17 protein-coding genes are annotated in these 18,880 nt (G+C 51.1%); 2 read left to right on the top strand and 15 right to left on the bottom strand.

The annotated features are described in order from the left end of the window. Positions 1-76 precede the first annotated feature (76 nt). On the bottom strand, positions 77-415 hold the full coding sequence (locus ACX4JR_RS04390) for a P-II family nitrogen regulator (RefSeq protein WP_476059833.1): 339 nt from the start codon (positions 413-415) through the stop codon (positions 77-79). A 100-nt stretch (positions 416-515) separates the two neighbouring features. Beyond that, entirely contained in the window at positions 516-1,922 is a 1,407-nt protein-coding gene (locus ACX4JR_RS04385; protein WP_476059832.1) for an ammonium transporter, read from the bottom strand. A 564-nt stretch (positions 1,923-2,486) separates the two neighbouring features. On the opposite strand from ACX4JR_RS04385, the gene asnB reads away from it, so the two are divergent. Together asnB and ACX4JR_RS04375 are read left to right on the top strand one after the other, a co-directional pair. Further along, entirely contained in the window at positions 2,487-4,331 is a 1,845-nt protein-coding gene (asnB, locus tag ACX4JR_RS04380) for an asparagine synthase (glutamine-hydrolyzing) (protein WP_476059831.1), read from the top strand. Between the two features lie 302 nt (positions 4,332-4,633). Further along, on the top strand, positions 4,634-4,852 hold the full coding sequence (locus ACX4JR_RS04375) for an AbrB/MazE/SpoVT family DNA-binding domain-containing protein (RefSeq protein ID WP_476059830.1): 219 nt from the start codon (positions 4,634-4,636) through the stop codon (positions 4,850-4,852). 648 nt (positions 4,853-5,500) lie between these two features. Here ACX4JR_RS04375 and ACX4JR_RS04370 read toward each other — a convergent pair. The 13 genes from ACX4JR_RS04370 to thiC all read right to left on the bottom strand — a co-directional run bounded on the left by ACX4JR_RS04370 (position 5,501) and on the right by thiC (position 18,874). After that, the gene (locus ACX4JR_RS04370) at positions 5,501-5,662 is read right to left on the bottom strand and encodes a hypothetical protein (protein ID WP_476059829.1); all 162 of its coding nucleotides are present in this window, start codon (positions 5,660-5,662) and stop codon (positions 5,501-5,503) included. A 181-nt stretch (positions 5,663-5,843) separates the two neighbouring features. Then, entirely contained in the window at positions 5,844-6,209 is a 366-nt protein-coding gene (locus tag ACX4JR_RS04365; protein ID WP_476059828.1) for an amidase domain-containing protein, read from the bottom strand. After that, complete coding sequence (locus ACX4JR_RS04360) at positions 6,095-6,811, bottom strand: hypothetical protein (RefSeq protein WP_476059827.1); 717 nt, start codon at positions 6,809-6,811, stop codon at positions 6,095-6,097. Before ACX4JR_RS04360 ends, ACX4JR_RS04365 begins: the two co-directional genes overlap by 115 nt. Positions 6,812-7,317: 506 nt before the next feature. Beyond that, entirely contained in the window at positions 7,318-7,605 is a 288-nt protein-coding gene (locus ACX4JR_RS04355) for a hypothetical protein (RefSeq protein ID WP_476059826.1), read from the bottom strand. Between the two features lie 162 nt (positions 7,606-7,767). Beyond that, positions 7,768-8,619 carry a GltB/FmdC/FwdC-like GXGXG domain-containing protein gene (locus tag ACX4JR_RS04350; protein ID WP_476059825.1) on the bottom strand — a complete coding sequence of 284 codons (852 nt, stop codon included), beginning with the start codon at positions 8,617-8,619 and terminating at the stop codon, positions 7,768-7,770. Between the two features lie 2 nt (positions 8,620-8,621). Beyond that, positions 8,622-10,136: a glutamate synthase-related protein gene (locus ACX4JR_RS04345; protein WP_476059824.1), complete on the bottom strand. Its 1,515-nt coding sequence runs from the start codon at positions 10,134-10,136 to the stop codon at positions 8,622-8,624. A gap of 10 nt (positions 10,137-10,146) precedes the next feature. Further along, the gene (locus ACX4JR_RS04340) at positions 10,147-11,292 is read right to left on the bottom strand and encodes a class II glutamine amidotransferase (protein ID WP_476059823.1); all 1,146 of its coding nucleotides are present in this window, start codon (positions 11,290-11,292) and stop codon (positions 10,147-10,149) included. Further along, complete coding sequence (locus tag ACX4JR_RS04335) at positions 11,293-12,585, bottom strand: NAD(P)/FAD-dependent oxidoreductase (RefSeq protein WP_476059822.1); 1,293 nt, start codon at positions 12,583-12,585, stop codon at positions 11,293-11,295. It lies immediately after the preceding gene. Between the two features lie 70 nt (positions 12,586-12,655). Beyond that, positions 12,656-13,096: a 4Fe-4S dicluster domain-containing protein gene (locus tag ACX4JR_RS04330; RefSeq protein WP_476059821.1), complete on the bottom strand. Its 441-nt coding sequence runs from the start codon at positions 13,094-13,096 to the stop codon at positions 12,656-12,658. A 528-nt stretch (positions 13,097-13,624) separates the two neighbouring features. After that, positions 13,625-15,181 carry a DUF2284 domain-containing protein gene (locus ACX4JR_RS04325; protein ID WP_476059820.1) on the bottom strand — a complete coding sequence of 519 codons (1,557 nt, stop codon included), beginning with the start codon at positions 15,179-15,181 and terminating at the stop codon, positions 13,625-13,627. Further along, positions 15,178-16,266 carry a nicotinate-nucleotide--dimethylbenzimidazole phosphoribosyltransferase gene (gene cobT, locus ACX4JR_RS04320; protein ID WP_476059819.1) on the bottom strand — a complete coding sequence of 363 codons (1,089 nt, stop codon included), beginning with the start codon at positions 16,264-16,266 and terminating at the stop codon, positions 15,178-15,180. Before cobT ends, ACX4JR_RS04325 begins: the two co-directional genes overlap by 4 nt. Then, entirely contained in the window at positions 16,263-17,558 is a 1,296-nt protein-coding gene (gene bzaB / locus ACX4JR_RS04315; protein WP_476059818.1) for a B12 lower ligand biosynthesis ThiC-like protein BzaB, read from the bottom strand. Before bzaB ends, cobT begins: the two co-directional genes overlap by 4 nt. 17 nt (positions 17,559-17,575) lie before the next feature. Next, on the bottom strand, positions 17,576-18,874 hold the full coding sequence (thiC, locus tag ACX4JR_RS04310; RefSeq protein WP_476059817.1) for a phosphomethylpyrimidine synthase ThiC: 1,299 nt from the start codon (positions 18,872-18,874) through the stop codon (positions 17,576-17,578). Positions 18,875-18,880: the final 6 nt, after the last annotated feature.

Here is an 18,880-nt window from a genome sequence, read left to right as displayed (position 1 = left end):
GGCCAGCTTGTCATAAGCCTCCTTTAAAAATCTGAACTATCGCAATTTTTATCCGTATCTTCCTTGCCGGTCTCTTCTACAGGGCATCCTCTCCTTTCTCGCCGGTACGGACGCGTAAAACATCTTCCACCCGGCTGGTAAATATTTTACCATCGCCGATTTCGCCGGTTCTGGCAGCCTTACTAACGATGTTCACCACCTGGTCAACGTACCGGTCACTGACTACAATTTCCACCTTTACTTTAGGAAGAAGGTTAATGCTGTACTCCGTGCCCCGGTATACTTCAGTCCTACCTTTCTGCAGGCCACAGCCCATAACCTGGGAAACAGTCATTCCGTGGATACCAAATCTACCCAAAGCATCCTTTACGGTTTCCAGCTGCCCCGGCCTGATAATGCATTCAATTTTTGTCATAAAAAACACGCTCCTCTGGTATCAATCTAATTACACTAATTATATCCCCGGAGGCCTCCCCACAAGGGGAGGCCGATATGGTAAGGGGACGACTTTAAAACTAATTTGCATGGGTATAGTTGGGTTCTTTGACATTTACCCGGCTTCCTGCTAAAGCAGCGGTGCTCTGGCTCAGCCCTAAGGCATCCATGGGACGCAACATAAAGTCAGCGTAAGCCTCCATACCGTGTTCCCCAATGTCCAGGCCCTCCATCTCCTCTTCGCGGGATACCCTCAGGCCTACCACTGTATTAATTACCTTGCAGGCCAGGAGGCCCAGCCCCAACGTCCAGGCCAGTACGGCCACTATACCTGTGGCTTGAGCGGCTAACAGGGCGCCGCCACCGCCGTAGAACAACCCGCCGTCCACGGCCAAAAAGCCTACAGCCAGAGTGCCAATGGCACCGCATACTCCGTGCACCGAAATGGCGCCCACCGGGTCATCTACTTTAGCTACTCTATCAAAGAAAGATACCGAAATGGGAAGCATTATTCCGCAAATAAAACCGATTATTATTGCACCCGCTGGCGTGACCAAGGCACAACCCGCTGTAATACCCACTAGACCTCCTAAGGCGCCGTTTAAGATCATGGTCATATCCGGCTTGCCGTGCCGCACCCAGGTATAAATCATGGCCCCCAATGTGCCAGCGCAGGCCGCCAGCATAGTAGTGGTGGCAATCAGGCCAATGTTGGGATCGGTACCGGCCAGTGAACTGCCCGGGTTAAAGCCAAACCAGCCAAACCAGAGAAGCAGGGTGCCCAAGGTGCCCAGGGCAATATTATGACCAGGAATAGCCCTGACTTCTCCGTTTTTACCGTATTTACCCAGCCTGGCACCAACCAGCCAGGCGCCAATCAGGGCCGACCAGCCGCCGACACCGTGCACCACAGTGGACCCGGCAAAGTCGGTAAAGCCCATCTGCGCCAGCCAGCCGCCTCCCCATACCCAGTGCACCACCACGGGATAGGTAAAGGCGGTAATTGTTGTAGTATAGAGAATGTAAGCTATGAACTTGGTGCGCTCGGCCATGGCCCCGGAAACAATGGTGGCCGCCGTAGCACAAAAGACCGCCTGGAAAAGCCAGAATGCGTGCATTGGAATGCCAAAATCGAGATCTTCAATACCTTTTAACCAGAAACCCTTAATGCCTATGAAACCACCGGCATCACCGCCGAAGGCCAGGCCGAAACCTACGGCGAAAAAGAACAGTGCCCCAAGGGAAATAGTCAGCATATTTTTCATCATAATGTTTACGATATTCTTGGCTCTGGTAAAACCTGCCTCCACCATGGTAAAACCGGCGTGCATCAGAAATACTAAATAAGCAGTGATTAGAACCCAAACAGTATCTATTGCAATGGCGTTGGATTGGGCTGTTGGGCCTTCCCCTGCCAGGGCAGTGCCCGGAAACAGAAGGCCCATACATAACAAGACCAGTAGAAACCTTGCAATTTTACTATTCATGTTTCCCCCTCCTTAAACTTGGTTTTGCTTTTTTCGCCCGCGCGGACTAATTACTCCCTACATAGGAAAAAGGATGCTTTTAAAAAGCCGTTTCACCCCTCAAAAGCATCCTTGCCTCGCCGCTATACAGCACCGTATTTCCGGCACAAATTAGTTTTAATCTCCCAAAAACGAAAGGGCGCCCCATGGGTGTTATTACCCAGTGGAGCGCCCTTGCCCGTCTTCCCTCCGGTGGGAAAAGGGATTTTAGTAAAAAGCCCCGACACCCTATAAGGTACCAGGACTTCTTTGACCTGTTAATGACACATCATCGTATCAAGTATTCTTTTTGCATATTGTATGCCTGCACTCCTTAATTTGCAAGGGGGAATTTCCAAAAAACAAAAAAAATTTTTTCTGTATGGAAAATATTAATTACCCTGAATCACATGCATTTTAAGTTTATCAAGCATATAGATATAACGTATCAAAGTTGATAGCAATTTACTCTGGCAAAGGCGCCATGAGTGGTAAAACCGCTCATGGCGCCTTTTTTGTTAATCACCATAAAGGGAGGATATTCTTATGTGTGGCATCACCGGCTGGATTGACTGGGAAAAGGACCTTACTGACCAGCAGCCCGTTATTAACCGCATGACTGAAACATTAATAAATCGCGGTCCGGATGACTGCGGCATCTGGCTGTCAAAACATGCCGCCCTGGGACACCGGCGCCTCAGTGTTATAGACCCTGAGGGCGGAAAACAACCCATGGTCCGGCAGCGCGGGGATAAAACATACGTAATTAGCTACAACGGCGAACTATATAATACCCTGGAATTGCGAAGAGAATTGGAGGTGCGGGGATATACTTTCCAAACCCACTGCGACACGGAAGTACTCCTGGTAGCGTTTATAGAATGGTCTGAAGATTGCCTCCAATACCTCAACGGTATTTTCGCTTTCGCTATCTGGCAGGAGCCCGAGCAATACCTGTTCCTCTGCCGGGACCGGCTGGGTGTGAAACCCCTTTTTTACGCCCGGCGGGGCAGCGCATTCCTCTTTGGCTCCGAACTGAAAGCCCTTTTAGCACACCCGGCGGTTGAGCCGGAAGTGGATAGAGAAGGGCTGGCCGAAATATTTGTCCTGGGCCCTGGGCGCACCCCGGGACACGGAATATTCCGCGGCATTTCGGAACTCAGGCCTGGACATTACCTGGTATACAACCGCAGCGGGCTACATATACACCGGTACTGGACCCTCGAAAGTAAACCTCATGAATGTGACCTGGAAACTACCGCCGGCAAAATACGGGAACTGGTACAGGATGCAGTGGAAAGACAGCTGGTATCCGACGTGCCCGTCTGTACTCTTTTATCAGGGGGCTTGGACTCCAGCACCATCACGGCTTTTGCTGCCAAGGCTTACCACCGGTCCGGGCTGGGCCCGGTCCGTACTTTTTCCGTGGACTACGCGGATAACCACCGCTATTTCAAGCCGAACGAGTTTCAACCCAATTCCGATGTCCACTGGGTTAAACGTGTCTCTGAGTTACTCGGCACCCGCCACCACTCTGTAATTATCGATACGTCGCAGCTGGTAGACGCCCTGGTTACTGCCGTCAAGGCCCGGGATTTACCCGGTATGGCTGATATAGACTCCTCCCTTTACCTGTTTTGCCGGGAAATCAAGAAGGAGGCTACGGTAGCCCTTTCGGGGGAATGTACCGACGAAATATTCGGCGGCTATCCCTGGTTTAAAAACCCGGAGGCAGTAAATGCCGAAACATTCCCCTGGTCACGTTCATTGACAGAACGCATGCGCCTGTTTTCACCTGAATTGATACAGCATATCCGCCCGGAGGAATACATGACCCGACGGTACCGGGAAACCCTGGCCGAAGTGCCCCGCCTCCCGGGTGAGGCACCCCGGGAAGCCCGTTTACGGGAAATATGCTACCTGAGCATGGTGTGGTTTATGGCCACCCTGCTGGACCGCAAAGACCGCATGAGCATGGCCACCGGCCTGGAGGTACGGGTACCCTTCTGTGACCACCGGCTGGTAGAATACGTATGGAATATTCCCTGGTGGATGAAGCAGTGCGATCAAGTGGAAAAAGGCATTCTGCGCCGGGCCCTCAGGGATGTACTACCCAAGGATGTATTGTACCGGAGAAAAAGCCCGTATCCCAAAACGCACAACCCCTCCTACCTGGCGGCAGTAAGAGAGTTACTCACGGAGCTCCTTGAAGACCGTACTTCACCCCTGCGGCCGCTGCTGGATATAAATGCTGTTCGCCAGTTCACCCGGCTGGAAGGGGATACCTTTGACCGGCCGTGGTATGGCCAACTAATGACCGGGCCGCAGCTTTTTGCCTATCTGATCCAGGTTGATACCTGGCTGCGGGAGTATAAAGTCATCATCCGCTAAAAATAAGACCCCGGACAGATAACTCCCTGCCCGGGGTCTTAAATAAGCAATATTGCGAATGATCGCCCTCAAGCATCAGTACGGACTCAGTGACCGGGATGTTTGTGCTCTGGTCGACGACCGTTCACAAATTGGTATTCCGCCACCTTCCTTCAATAAGGTACTGGGAGACAAAATTGTTGGAGTCCTCCCAAGAAAGGCATTGCGGGAAATAGTGAATCCGGCGTCTCCTTTGCTGGCAAAAAGGTTGCTTCTCCACTCATGATGTCTTACAATATGAGTAAGAAAGGAGGCTTTTGCCTGTGGAAACTGTCCGCTTATCCTCCAAAGGACAACTGGTGCTCCCTAAAAAAATCAGAGAGCATCTTTCCCTGAAACCTGGGGAGGAGTTAAAAGTAAAGCTGGTGGGAAAAAAGATCATCCTTGAACCTATTTATCAGGAAACCGAAGCTGGCTGGCGCCGCTGGAGAGGCGCTCTAAGAGGAAAGCGGGTACTGGAAGAACATCTGGAGGAATCGTAACCGAACCAGACCTATGTACTGGAGCCAGTGTTGCTGTTAGTATAGGCATCCCGAGACTGGTAGTTAGTTTGGCGGAGTGTGCTCGCGATCGTTTCCCTTGAGGCCTTTCCAAAATTTCTCGACAATCAAAATTACCCATCCGCAAGCAAAGATCAATATTCCGGCAATTTCAAAAGGGTCATTGATTCCGGCAGGCTGAGAGGGGAAGCTTGTTTCAATGTAAGCACTCAATTTTGGGGACGCTAAAAAAACAACACCGATTACCAAAAGTCGATAATCCTATTTTTGTTTTTTCGTGAAGCACGCGCTTGGCAAAAGTAGTAAATTAAACCTAGCAACAATACTAATGTTAGAACAATCTTAATATCTATGAGTTGCCCTCCCTAATTGACAACTTCATACTCCAAAAATAAATTTCTCGCTGTGTTCCGCCAAATTCTTTAGAATAAAAATCGCTCATCATAGCAGCCACGATAACGTTTGCACTAGTTTCGGTTTCAAACGTGAACGCATACTTATGGCCCGAATACAGATAAAAGGTCATAACCAGGCGGAGGTTCGAATATGGTTCTTGTTAGGATCCAAAATAAAGTTTCTCATTCTTTGCTCAATGCAGGTCCTAGCAACATCTCCCTTCGCAGCTTTCCATTATTTCTCCGGAGTAACATTGACGATTTTCTCCCATTTTTTGCCGCCTTCTTCCCAAACAATCCGCACCTTGCTCTGGCAGACAAGTTTTTCGATTTCAGAAGGATTGCCTTCAACCAGGTACTGGATCCGATCCAAGGTAACTCTTTTGCCCGGAGGCACAGCCCCGGGAAGACCTCCGCAATGGCTTTCAGAGTCTCGACAGGATCGTATTTCTGACACCCGGATACAAAAACTAGCATAAATAAGGGTACCAGAAAAATTCCAAATTGCTTCAAGATTCTATTCCCTCCCTAAAAACGAGTAACCTTGCCCCGGCTAAAATACCCAGGGCAAGGTGTTCCTAATACGTGATGTGGAGGTAGTACTTGGTACCAGGAATGTCACTTAGTTTTCGGTCCTGTGTGTTGTAGGTATGGTATGTCACATACCTGTTACCTGCGCTATCGATCTTGGTTACGATCATAGAATGGTCATTGGTAGGGTCGCTGTCATCGAGATTAAGCTGGACAATATCGCCTAACTGCAGCTGACTCGGCGAAGATACCAGGGTTCCCAAGCGGCTCCTGATGTGCCAGTGAAGGGTCTTCACCTTTACCCAACTCCAGGACCAATCGTCATCATTATTGCTGTCAAAGGCATCGCTACCGTGGCGGTAGTAGTACCAGTCATCTTTGTCCCACCAGGGCCGCCACCAGGCATCAACCATCGGTATCCCGCCGCCTTCTTTGAGGCACTGGGAAACAAAGTTGGTACTGCAGTAAATGGGCGATAGGCAGGATTGTAGTTCTTATAAAAAGGGTTGTCGTCGCGGTTGCCGACATATTTATGGGCATAGTTTACAGCCCCCGAACGGTTGTAAGAGCCGCTCTGCACCCGAATATCAGATGGCTCTTGCTGCGGCTCCTTTTCCGGCGGTTCTACTGGCGGCAGAATATTGCGGGCATAATAATCGTAGGCATAAGCATCTATCAGTTCCCACTTTTCCGGATCCTGGCGGCGCAGCTTGCCTGCCGGATCAGCATACTCAAGAAGACGTTTGACGTATTCTTCCGTGCCGTAGGCGGGTACCTTGCCACTCTCGGCGCGGAGAAGATCTTCAAATACTTTCCGGCCTTTTTCAATCTTCTGCATTTCCATGATGTGCTGGTCTATCATCTCGTCTACAACACTTCTTTTCGTCTCCTGGGCCGCCATGCTACTATTGGCTCTTGCACCGATAGTGTAAATCCCACTCCCGCCAGCCAGTAGCACCACTGCCAGCACCGCCACCAGCACCGCCCGCCACCGGGTGCCGGGTCTCCCTGCCATAAATGTCTCCCTCCTCATTCTGGGATTTTCGTTTTCCCATACTTTTTTATTCCCGACACATTCGCACTACTTTAACAAACCCGCGTTCCTTTTACTTCCATCTTAACCCGCACCATCACCTGCCTTCCATTTCTACCGTTACCTGTCAATTCCTGCTGTAATGTAACATATAGCAAAAAAAAGCGCAACGAGTATTTTTTGTAGTTTTTTGTCGGGCAGGCTGGCGGGCAGTCAGGGAACCATACTCCGGACACGGGACCGCCCGGGGCGCACCGGCACCTGAAGAGACGGGATTTGGCCAAATGCCCGTTTTCCAGGGTTTCCGGGGTTTTGGTGGTAAGAAAAAATTATCTGCCAGAAGGATCATATATCCTGCCCCGGAACTCTTGCGGCTCTTCCTTCAAGCGCTTGATTTCGGCCTCTAGTTCTTTTATCTTTGCCGGCACCGGTCGCTTCCCGTTTTACCTGCCCGGACGCAGGCAGACCCCTGTTGCAGACATGCCTCTTTAGATTATTGAATGTAACCTCTCTACTCCTCCCCGGCGCGGTGCTTCATCACAACGAACGAGAAAACGGCTGTACCTGATACCGAAAAAGGTAACAGCGTCTATCGCCACCAAATAGGTTTTATCGAAAGCGTACCGCTCAACGCCTTTACCCGGTATAGCTAAATGTATAAATGAACTGCCGGGGACCTTCTTTATGGATTTTACTTCCAGGCGCAAAGCGATAAACGGTTCCAGAGAGCCACCAATTGCGTGCCGAACTTGCAACCTGGCATACTCGACCGGCAATTTTTTCTTCCCCAGTGAGCCCCTGGGGGATTTCGCGCACGAATAAAAAGGGGGCGGCTAAACCAGCCGCTCCCACAACCAGCAGGAAGATAAGAAAGGCGAACAAAAACCGAATTGTTTTCAAGCGTTTGAAACCTGGACCCATATTTTTATTCTCAATATTTAATAAGCATATATTTTCCCGTAAGGCCGCTTGGAAACGGGAAGGAGTTTTTGGAATTTACCTTTTAAGATTTCACCGGCATCAAACCCGAAATGCCCGCTAAATTCCTCTACATACTGCCTGAGTATTTTCCAGTCGCGGTCATCCAGCGGGCGAACCCCCACTTCCTTACCCAATTGATGCTTTTCTACACTGCCGCGCAAGTAGATGACGCCGCCGTGCATCCCGGTTCCTATATAATGGGCCTTATGCATTTCATTTTCTTTTAAATTTAAGCCGAGCAAAATCACAATACCGCCGGCCATGTACTCGCCGAAAAAGTCCTGGGCCGTTCCCCCGATTACCAGAACGGGTACTTTATCTTTATATTCTTTCATATGAATGGCGGTCCGGTAACCAACGTTATCCCGGATAAATATTTTACCGCCGCGCATGGACATGGCCACCACGTCCCCGGCCCGGCCGTGAACCACAATTTCTCCGCTGTCCATGGTATTACCCACCCCGTCCTGGGCATTGCCGTGGACAATTATCCGGTGGCCGCTTAAGAATGCACCTAAATCATTCCCGGGAAATCTATATATATCTATTTTCACCTTGTCCCCGGGCCGGGGGAGATACAAGCGGGAGCCGATGTACCTTTGCCCGAAAACATTGTTAATTGCTATATCCCTGGCTCCCTTTTTTACCACGAAAAGTAACAAATCATTCAATTCTTTATGTTTTAAGCCCGTGGCATCTATTTCAGCCCTTGCTCCGTCAACAATTGCGCGCCCGGCAAGTTCTTCCACCGGCCTGATATCGTCCAAAAAGTTATCGCGCCACCCAAACTTTACATTCAGTCCAGTCATTTTTATTCACCCGCTCCTTTAACTCCCAGTACGTTCAGTTCCCATTCCTCGAGTCCTACCCCGCGCAGGTGCTCCCTGTTGCCGCGCAGGCTCTCAATGGCGTTAATGCCCATACCACCCAGCATTTCTTTAATTTCGTGGCTCCATCCCCGTAAAAGATTGATCAGCCTTTGACTGGCAATTTCCGGGTTCAATCTCTTAACCAGGTAGGGATCCTGGGTGCAGATACCCCAGGCACACTTGCCCGTGTAACACTTCTGGCAAAGGGTGCACCCCATGGCCACCAGGGCTGCCGAGCCAATGTACACGGCATCGGCCCCCAGGGCAATTGCTTTCAGCACATCGGCGGAACACCGGAATCCCCCGGCAGCCAAAATGGAACACTTGTGCCTGATACCTTCTTCCCTGAGCCTCTTATCCACGGCAGCCAGGGCCAGTTCTATGGGTATACCCACATTATCCCTGGTGGCCAGCGGAGCGGCTCCCGTGCCGCCCCTTAGCCCGTCAATGGCCACGATATCCGCCCCGGCCCTCACTATTCCGGAGGCTATGGCCGCCACATTATGCACGGCGGCAATTTTTACCGATACGGGCTTTTCATAATTGGTAGCTTCCTTCAGGGCATAAATCAACATGGACAGGTCTTCAATGGAATAAATGTCATGCTGGGGGGCCGGCGACAGCGCATCGGTTCCCTGGGGAATCATTCTGGTCAGGGCAATGTGCTCGGCAACTTTCTCGCCGGGCAAGTGACCTCCTATACCAGGCTTAGCCCCCTGGCCGATTTTAATTTCTATAATTGCCGCGCTGTTTAAATAATCCTGGTCCACACCGAACCTGCCGCTGGCACATTGAACAATGGCGTTTGAGCCGTATTCCTCGCGCATTTCCACGGGCAGGCCGCCTTCACCGGTATTAAACAGAGTGCCGAACTCCTTCGCCGCCATAGCCAGGGACTTATAAGCCCGAAAACTAATGGCCCCGTAGGACATGGCCGAAAAAACTATGGGAGTCTCCAGCGGTACGTTGGGATGAAGTTCCGATTCAATCCTGGGTACCTTGCCTTCCATATTAATTTTGAGGGTATCCGGTTTTCTTCCCAAAAAGGTTTTTAACTCCATGGGCTCCCGCAGCGGGTCAATGGAAGGGTTGGTCACCTGGGAGGCGTTCAACACCAGGTGGTCCCAGTAAATTCTATAGGGTTTATCGTTACCGCTCCCGGTCAGGATTACTCCCCCGGTTTCGGCCTGCTTCTTCACATTTTGCAGTTTATCCCTGGTCCAGCTGCTGTTGGGCCGGTATTCCGATGTATGTGGCCGAACAGAAAGGGCATTGGTCGGGCACAGGACAACGCACCTCTGACACCCCACGCAGGTTTCTTCCGAGGAAAACATTTTATCCAGTTCTTTATCATAAGAATGAACTTGATTGGGACACTGTCTTTCACATGCCCGGCAGCGAATACATCTATCTTCCATCCTCATTACGGTGAATTCAGGTAAAAGATATGAATACATACTATCACCTTCAAATGGATTTATTTAAGCTCTTCAAGTGATCCTGGGTATTTAACCTTGCCACTACCGGCTCCCCGCCGGCGGGTGTCCAGGCCAGTTCCAGATCCGGGCAAACGGCCCTGATGGCCATTTCCTCAGAGGAAAGGAAAACCAAGTTACCCTTTGCCCCCGCCGTTATGGGACGGAGCCTGATTCTGTCCGTGAGGCCAATCATCTCGTTGTGGTGGGCGATAATTACGGTAAAGGGCCCGTTCATCAGCAAAGGTGCATAAGTCATGCGTAAAGTTGTATAAAATTCCTTTTCCTCTTTATCCATGTGCTCGATGGCATCCCACATGGGCGGCGCAAAAATTTTAGCAACCACTTCAATGGGCAGCCCTTGTCTTCTCATTAACAAGTCAACTGCATAGGCCATTACTTCGGTATCTGTATAAAGGGTGCAATAAAAATTATGCAGCTCTAAAAACCTTCTGTTAGTTCCGTAAGAGGAAATCTCCCCGTTATGCACCACGGTCCAGTCCAGCATACTAAAGGGATGGGCGCCCCCCCACCAGCCCGGTGTATTGGTAGGAAACCTGCTGTGTACCGTCCAAATGTATCCCTCATATAATTTGTCCAGCATAAAATATTCGGCTATTTCTTCCGGGAAGCCAACTCCCTTAAAAACACCCATGTTTTTCCCCGAAGAAAAGACATAAACATCTTCAATGCCGGTATTCATATGCATTACCTTGGAAACCACATATTCGTCATCGGACACGTTCAGCTCTCCGTTCTTTTTCTGCGGCTTGACGAAATACCGCCATACCAGGGGAGGAGAAAACACGTTAACTTCAGGATTTGTAGGGATTTCCTCGTCAAAAACCACATAAAAATGTTCTGTCAGGAATTCCTCAGTCTTTCTTTTAGCCTCCAAGTTCTTGTTTTGAAACATAACGTGCAAGGCATAATAATCCTTGTATTCAGGGTAGAGGCCATAAATTGCAAAACCTCCGCCCAGGCCGTTGCCCCTTACTTTCATATTCTTAATGGCGTTAATGGCCATTTCACCGCCAAACCTCTTGCCGCTGATATCCATTACCCCGAAAAGGCCGCAGTTATCTATATCTTTATCCGGCATGAGCCTTTCACTTTTGTAATATTTTTGTACCAGCACTTAAACCACTCCCAATATTACATCATCTTTTAATAGCTGCCACCTTATTTCACCCGGCATATTTTTGTACCCGAAGCTTTCATCCATAAGTTCCTCCTGAAAGCCGCGTATATCAACCTTTTTACGCATGAGATTGAGAAAAATTCCGGCCCTGGCCACTTCACCAACTAAAATGAATCCCTGGATATGGCCTTCCTGGTTAAGGATAAATTTTCGGTAAGTTTTCTTTTCTTCGTTTAATTTTTTAATAATATTCCCCTCATAATTATCACTCCCGGCCACATTTAGGCCGGCATTAATGATATTTACATCAAAAAAGTGCATAGAGTTCATGCTTGTTCCCCAGGTATATTCCCTTTCTATACCGGCCATGTTAAAGGCGGCTACCCTTCCGCCGGCGTAAGCATTGGGCCACAGGGGGAGGGGCCGGATTTCACCTTTTATGAAATCGTAAATGGAGGCACAGTCACCGCACGCATAAACATCCGGTATGGAAGTCTGCATTTTTTTATTAACCACAATTCCCCGCGCGATTTCAATCTCCGTTCCTTCCACCAATTCTACCCGGGGAGCTACACCAACCCCCACAATTAAAAGGTCGCAGGGAAGAACCGTACCGTCCGTTAAAGTTACTTTCTCCACATAATCCGAGCCGTGAATCTCTTGAATGGTGGTTCCAGTAAATATTTCCACTCCCGCCTCTTTAAAAGTTTTTTCTACTATGGCGGAAGCTGTTTCATCAATTACCGGGGCCAATACCCTTTCAGCCAGCTCCAATACATAAACATTTAAGCCCTTCCTTTTAAGCACTTCGGCAGCCATTAAGCCGATTACCCCGCCGCCCAGTACCACGGCATCTTTCGTCCCGGGCAACGACTTTTCAATGTTCAATGCATCATCATAGCTGACAAAGGTAAAGACATTTTCTTTATCCAAGCCCGGGACAGGTGGAATAATCGGCTTTCCGCCGGTGGCCAGGAGAAGCTTGCCGTAACCGACCCTCTCACTGCTGTCCAGCTCCACTTCTTTTCGCTCAAAATCCACCTTGATGGCCTTTTTACCTGAAAAAAGAGTGGTTCCGGCACGCTTGTAGAAATTCAGGGGCCTGTAATACATTTTTTCTTTATCAATTTTTCCGTCCAGGTAATAAGGAATAAGGGCCCGTGAGTAAACATGGTGAGTTTCATCGGAAATAACGGCTATAGTACCGGCTTTATCAACTGTTCTGAGCCCTTCTATGCATCCCACGGCACCCGCTGAATTACCGATAATCAAATAATCGAACTTATTCATTAACTATCTCTCCTCCAACATCAAACATTAGTACAATTACCCTGAAATAATAGGTGCCAATAACAAGCCTTTAAGCATCCGAAACATATACCAGCGCCTCATTGGGACAGTGGCTGACGCAGTACGGGGCATCCAAGCCGTCACAAAGATCGCACTTGATAACTTTCCGGTTTTCGTTATCAATGAAAATGTTACCGTAAGGACAAGTGAGCACACAGCTGTAACAGCCCACACATTTATTTTTGTCATGAATCACCCTGCCACTTTCCGGGTCCTTGTATAAAGCGCCGCTGATGCAGGCGGAAACACAGTCGGGCTCATTACAGTGCCGGCACTGCAAGGGAAAAGTCACCGGCAGCCTTTCTTCCACTACCACCCTGGGCAATGGCTTGGGTTTTTCGTGAAGAAAAGCCTTGATTATGTTCTTCGATTGCGAGTGAGCCACCGTACACCAGACTTCACACAGGTGACACCCTATGCAAACTTCCGGTTTTACCAAAATTTTTGCCATAAAGCTCCTTCCTTTCCCAAAAGTTACCTAAAAGGACCTTAAGTAAACAAAAAATGCCCTCCTCCGGATAATAAATTATTCCGGAGAGGGCATCGTTGCCTTAAAATTCAGATACACCGTTGTATCTGTGGTTATTCTATTGGTGCAATTAATTATATAACTAATCTATTAAAAAAACAATCCCTTTTAAAACTTAAATTTCACCATTTACTTATAAAAAGTAACAATTTAGGAAAAATTTTGGGACTGCTAACTGTACAGTATAATTATCCCGTGAAGTACGTGCATTATTGCAATATATATAATAACCAGTTTATATTACCGGATTTATCCGGTAATCCTCCAAATATATAATATACTTTAAAGAAGGAATTTGTCTTATGGGTTTATATACCATTACTCCACAAGGCGAATTCCTTTTTTAATGATTTTTTCATTTTCACCGGGCACATTTACCATAAAGTGGTATACAGTAATTACATCCCTTTGAGCTGGAGAGGGCCTGTACCAGCAAAACTCGCAAAGCAATCACTCCAATAGCAATAATGCAAAATATTTAACGTAATCGTCCCCGTGACTCAATGTCCGCAAGGAAAACCCCGCCCGCCCGGCGGTTTTAAATACGTCTATTCCCGCTCCCTCCATGGAAGGCCGGGAATCCCGGGGGTTGCGGCAGCGGTCCCCCGGCGGGCAGCCACGGTCACAGAGGGAGCAGGGGCCGGCCCAAAAGGCGAAGGTCTTATAATAACCTGCCTTAAAGGCCTCCTTTTCCGCCTTTAAGACGCGGCGCTGAAAATCCCCGGTGGGGGGCTCTCCCTCCAGCAGCAGGGCCCTGGTATAATCTTTGAGCATCTCTCTGGTCCTGGAGGGAGAGGGGCTATGGGGCGGGCAGTAAGGTTTTCCGTACCCGCTGCACCCGAAACGGCAGCGCAAGTCCGCCCATTCGGGAATATGAATAATGTCAGTGGAAACGGGGCGAACATGGCGAAATCCCAGCTTTTTTATCGAGGCAACCAGGCGGGACAGGGGGTCCGGGGTTAACCGCGCCAGGCTTTCTTCCTTTGGAGAAGCTACGATTATACCCGTGTCCGACCCCAGGGGTATCAGGCCAGTGGTATATAGGCCTTCCCGGACAAGCTGTTCCTCTATCCACTGCCCGGTAAAAACCATTCCGTTACAGGTATTGATGAACATGTTTAAATCAAAAAGAGAGGCCTTCTCCGGGTAGTGTTCCATAAAGAAATCGTGTACCAGCAAAAATCCTCCCGATTTTAGGCACTGCGATGCACAGGCCAGGATGTGGCGCGCCTCCCTTTCGGCGTAAGCATGAATTATATTGGAAAGAATGACCAACTCAAACCGGCCTTTGCTCACCGGCCAGGAATCCAGTATATTGGCCGGGCAAAAAGTAATTCTATCCCCGAGTCCCCGCTGCTGCAGCAATTTGCGGGCATAATCCAGAATGTGCGGCAGGTCCACCAAGGTGGCTTTCATACGGGCAAAGCGCTCCAGAAAGCCGGCCGCAACAGCTCCAGAGCCGGCCCCTATATCAAGGATTTCCCCCTGGAGGGGAAGATTGCCGAAAACGGGAAGCATCTCCCGGACCTTGATCCTGGCCACATTATCCATAGCCCGGATATACTTGCAAATGCGGCGGGCGAATTCTTCAGGCTCCTCCCGGGGAGAAAGAAAATCGATCCTTCCCCCGGCCCGGAGGCACTTCGGGAGGTCCCGCCAGGAGGCGGTAAGATATTTGCGCCAAAGGATGGAATGCCCTTGATAATTTTCTTTCCCCTTAACCAGGTATTCCGAGGCTATTCTGGTATTATAATAGCACTCGCCGTCCCGGACGAGCAGGTCCAGGGAGCACAGGGCATGTAAAAAACGTTCCGTCCCGCGCAAATCTAACCCCAGCGCCTTTGCCACCTCTTCCGCGGTTTTCCCCCCGGCTTCCAGGAGAGCAAAAATATCCAGCTCCACCGCACTGAAAAGGGTTTCCGAAAACCAGTAGGCCGTGGCCAGGTCTTCCAGGTACTGCGGGCCGGGCTGCTGCGGGTCGTGGTTTAAAAAGGATAGGGGTTTCACTCGCCCTGCCCCCCGGATATGCTCCTGGACACCCCGGCATCTTCAAAGGTCAACATTTCACTTAGCACCCGGGCGGCAGATTCCACGATATTCATGGCCAGGACCGCCCCGGTCCCCTCACCCAAGCGCAGGTTTAAGTCCAGCAGGGGCTTAAGGCCCAGCTCTTCCAGCATGAAGCGGTGCCCGGCTTCCTTTGAGCGGTGCCCGGCAATCATATAATCCACCGCGGCAGGTGCCAGCCCCTTGGCCAGAAGGGCCCCTGCCGAAGAGATAAACCCGTCCACCACAACCGGCACCCTGTGGTAAGCAGCCCCTAAAATAAGCCCGGTAATGCCACCGATTTCAAATCCCCCTACCTTGGCCAGTATATCTACGGGGTCGCTGGGATCGGGCCTGTTGACTTCCAGTGCCTCTTCAATAACCCGGATTTTATTTTCCAGGGCCCGGTCGTCAATCCCAGTTCCCCTGCCGGTCACTTCCCGGGCCGGAAGCCCGGTAACGGCGGCTAAGACAGCACTGCTCGGAGTTGTATTGCCGATCCCCATATCTCCGGTGGCCAGCAGCTCCACGCCTTCCCGGGCCAGTTGCCCTGCTATTTCTATGCCGGCCTCCAGGCACCGCTCGGCCTGGCTGCGGGTCATGGCCGGGCCCCTGCGCACGTTGCCCGTCCCGGGGCCTACCTTATAAGACAAAATTTTCCCCGCCTTAACCAGCTCCGGGTCCAAATCAGCGGCCACCCCCATATCCACCACAATTACGCAGGCACCCGCCACCCGGGCGAGCACGTTGACAGCCGCGCCCCCGGCCACAAAGTTGGCCACCATCTGCGCAGTGACTTCCTGGGAAAAGGCACTTACCCCCTCGGCGGCCACCCCGTGGTCGCCGGCCATGGTAACCACCGTTTTTTTGTATACCGCAGGCTTTAAAGTCCTCTTGATGGCAGCCAGCTGCTCGGCAAGGTTTAGGAGCTCTCCCAGGCTTCCCCGGGGTATGGCCAGGTTATTCAAGCTTTCCCGGGCTTTCTTGCGCCATTCTTGACTTGCCGGCTGTATACCGTCGATTACGCTCTTCAGTGTTGATTTCATTTTGCTCCCTCCTGGACAATGCCGAAATACCGGGCTGCAATCCGGGCCGCACAATCCTTCCCGCATACGGTACATTCATCATTGCCTTCCCCATGGCCCAGAACCGCCTTCACTTTCTCCGGGTCCACGCTCAGGCTGATTTGCCTGTCCGGGTCCAGGTCTACCCGGGCACGGGCCATCTGCAGATCCCTTTCCCAGGCCTTTTTATGTCCCCGGGCCAGGTCCGCCGCATGGGCAGCTATGCGGGCAGCTATAACCCCTTCGCGGACATCCTCTTCCGTGGGCAGTCCCAGGTGTTCAGCCGGGGTAACGTAGCACAGGAAATCAGCTCCGGCCGCTCCGGCTATGGCGCCGCCGATAGCCGATGTAATGTGATCGTACCCGGGCGCCACGTCAGTAGCCAGCGTTCCCAGTATAAAATAAGGCGCGCCGTGGCACAGGCGCTTTTGCAGCAGTATAGTAGCCTCTATGTGATGCATGGGGACGTGTCCCGGACCCTCCACCATGACCTGCACTCCTGCCTCCCTGGCCCTGGCCACCAGTTCACCGGCAACAATCAAGCCCTGCAGCTGGGCCCCGTCCAGCGAGTCGGCGGTGGAACCGGGGCGAATGGCGTCCCCCAGGCTCAAAGTTACGTCATACTTTTTCAATATGGCCAGCAGGCGGTCAAATTGCTCGTATAAGGGGTTTTCCCTGTTATGATGCAGCATCCAGGCAATCAAAAAAGCACCGCCCCGGCTGACCACATCGGTAACCCGCCCGGTAGCCTTAAGACGCTTTATAACGTCAAAATTCAGGGCACAGTGAATGGCCATGAAATCCACACCTTCTGACGCCTGCTTTTCTATGGCTGCAAACATATCCTCCGCCGTCATGGCCACAATGCTGCCTCTTTTTTCCCTGGCTTCAACGGCACACTGGTAAACGGGCACGCTGCCCACGGGAACCCTTGCTTTGGCCAGGGTCTGCCTTCTCATACCGTCGATATCTCCCCCGGTGCTTAAATCCATAACGCTGTCGCATCCTGCTTCCTCCGCAATGGCCAGTTTCCTTGCCTCCACTTCTACCTGGTCCCGCTCGCTGGAAGTGCCGATAAGGACATTTACCTTGACCCGCAAGCCATCTCCAATGCCGCAGTAGTTAAATTCCTTGCGCTTAACGTTTTTAGGAATAACAATTTTGCCAAGGGCAACACCTTCCCGGATAAATTCGGGGTCCACGTTTTCCCGGTAGGCCACCGCTTCCATTTCGGGAGTAATTTTGCCCGCGCGGGCCGCCAGTACTTGAGTCATTTTCTCACCCCTTCTTTTTAACAGCTGTGCTTGTATGTCCCCAGGTACTCGGATACTATTTTCATGGCACAGTATTTACCGCACATGGCACAGGCCGGCGAAGATTCCTCGCTGCGATTCTTTCTTATTTCTCCCGCCCGGTGGGGGTCTATGGCCAGGGCGAGCTGTTTTTCCCAATTGAGCTCTTTTCTGGCCCTGGACAGTTCTAAATCCCATTCTGCAGCCCCCTTAAGGCCCCTGGCCAGATCCGCGGCGTGGGCGGCGATGCGGGCCGCCACCACCCCTTCGTGCACTTGCCGGGCGTCGGGGAGACCTATGTGTTCAGCTGCCGTAACATAGCAAATAAATTCAGCTCCCGCCCAGGCACTTATGGCCCCGCCGATGGCGGCGCTGATGTGGTCGTAACCGGCCGCTATGTCGGTTACCACGGGGCCGAAGACAAAATACGGCGCGCCCTTGCAAAGACTCTTCTGCAAGGTAATGGTTGCCTTAAGCTGGTTTAAAGGTACATGTCCCGGACCCTTGACCATTACCTGGACCCCGGCCTCCCGGGCACGTCTTACCAATTCTCCCAAAATTACCAGCTCGTGTACTTGCGCGCCGTCCAGGGAATCGTACAGACACCCCGGCCTCATGCCGTCGGCAAGACTGACCGTGACATCATATTTGCGGGCAATCTCCAGCACCCGGTCATAGTACTCATACAAGGGGTTTTCCCTCTGGTTATAAATCATCCAGCCTATAAGGTGAGAGCCCCCGTAACTCACCAGGGGATCTATCCGGCCTTCCCTCTTGGCGCGCTCTACAATTTCCATGGTGGTACCACAGTGAAGGGCCAGAAAATCCACACCGTCGGCGGCCTGGCGCTCAATTACCTCAAAAAGCTCGTCAACAGTCATCTTAACGGCGGAGCCGTATTTTTCACCGGCCTCGGCTATGGCCTGGTAAAGGGGCAAAGTCCCCACGGGTGTGGGAGTGGCCGCCAGCGCTTCTTTACGCATGGCATCGATATCCCTGCTTACGCTCAAGTCCATGATAGAATCCGTTCCCGCCTTTACCGCGGCCTTAATTTTTTTGACTTCGACGTCAATCCGGGCGTCCTTGCCGTACAATCCTATACTGGCACTTACCTTGGTCCGCAGGCCCGCGCCTATACCTACAGGAAAACTGCTGCTGCGCCGGGCGTTACGGGGTATGACTATTTTCCCTTCGGCAATTCCCTGTCTTATAAATTCCGGGGTAACTTTCTCCTGCCCGGCCACCCGTTCCATGACCGGTGTAATTTTCCCCTCTCTGGCGCTCTCCAATAGAGTCATTTAATT

This window comes from Desulfofundulus sp. JL263-se, assembly GCF_056316025.1.
The sequence above is the reverse complement of the archived record's forward strand: the minus strand, read 5'-3'. Positions and strand labels throughout refer to the sequence as shown.

Coding starts and splice junctions, on each gene's coding strand:
- ACX4JR_RS04390 (WP_476059833.1), bottom strand. CDS start 415: ATGACAAAAATTGAATGCATTATCAGGCCGGGGCAGCTGGAAACCGTA.
- ACX4JR_RS04385 (WP_476059832.1), bottom strand. CDS start 1,922: ATGAATAGTAAAATTGCAAGGTTTCTACTGGTCTTGTTATGTATGGGC.
- asnB (WP_476059831.1), top strand. CDS start 2,487: ATGTGTGGCATCACCGGCTGGATTGACTGGGAAAAGGACCTTACTGAC.
- ACX4JR_RS04365 (WP_476059828.1), bottom strand. CDS start 6,209: ATGGTTGATGCCTGGTGGCGGCCCTGGTGGGACAAAGATGACTGGTAC.
- ACX4JR_RS04360 (WP_476059827.1), bottom strand. CDS start 6,811: ATGGCAGGGAGACCCGGCACCCGGTGGCGGGCGGTGCTGGTGGCGGTG.
- ACX4JR_RS04350 (WP_476059825.1), bottom strand. CDS start 8,619: ATGACTGGACTGAATGTAAAGTTTGGGTGGCGCGATAACTTTTTGGAC.
- ACX4JR_RS04345 (WP_476059824.1), bottom strand. CDS start 10,136: ATGTATTCATATCTTTTACCTGAATTCACCGTAATGAGGATGGAAGAT.
- ACX4JR_RS04335 (WP_476059822.1), bottom strand. CDS start 12,585: ATGAATAAGTTCGATTATTTGATTATCGGTAATTCAGCGGGTGCCGTG.
- ACX4JR_RS04330 (WP_476059821.1), bottom strand. CDS start 13,096: ATGGCAAAAATTTTGGTAAAACCGGAAGTTTGCATAGGGTGTCACCTG.
- cobT (WP_476059819.1), bottom strand. CDS start 16,266: ATGAAATCAACACTGAAGAGCGTAATCGACGGTATACAGCCGGCAAGT.
- bzaB (WP_476059818.1), bottom strand. CDS start 17,558: ATGACTCAAGTACTGGCGGCCCGCGCGGGCAAAATTACTCCCGAAATG.
- thiC (WP_476059817.1), bottom strand. CDS start 18,874: ATGACTCTATTGGAGAGCGCCAGAGAGGGGAAAATTACACCGGTCATG.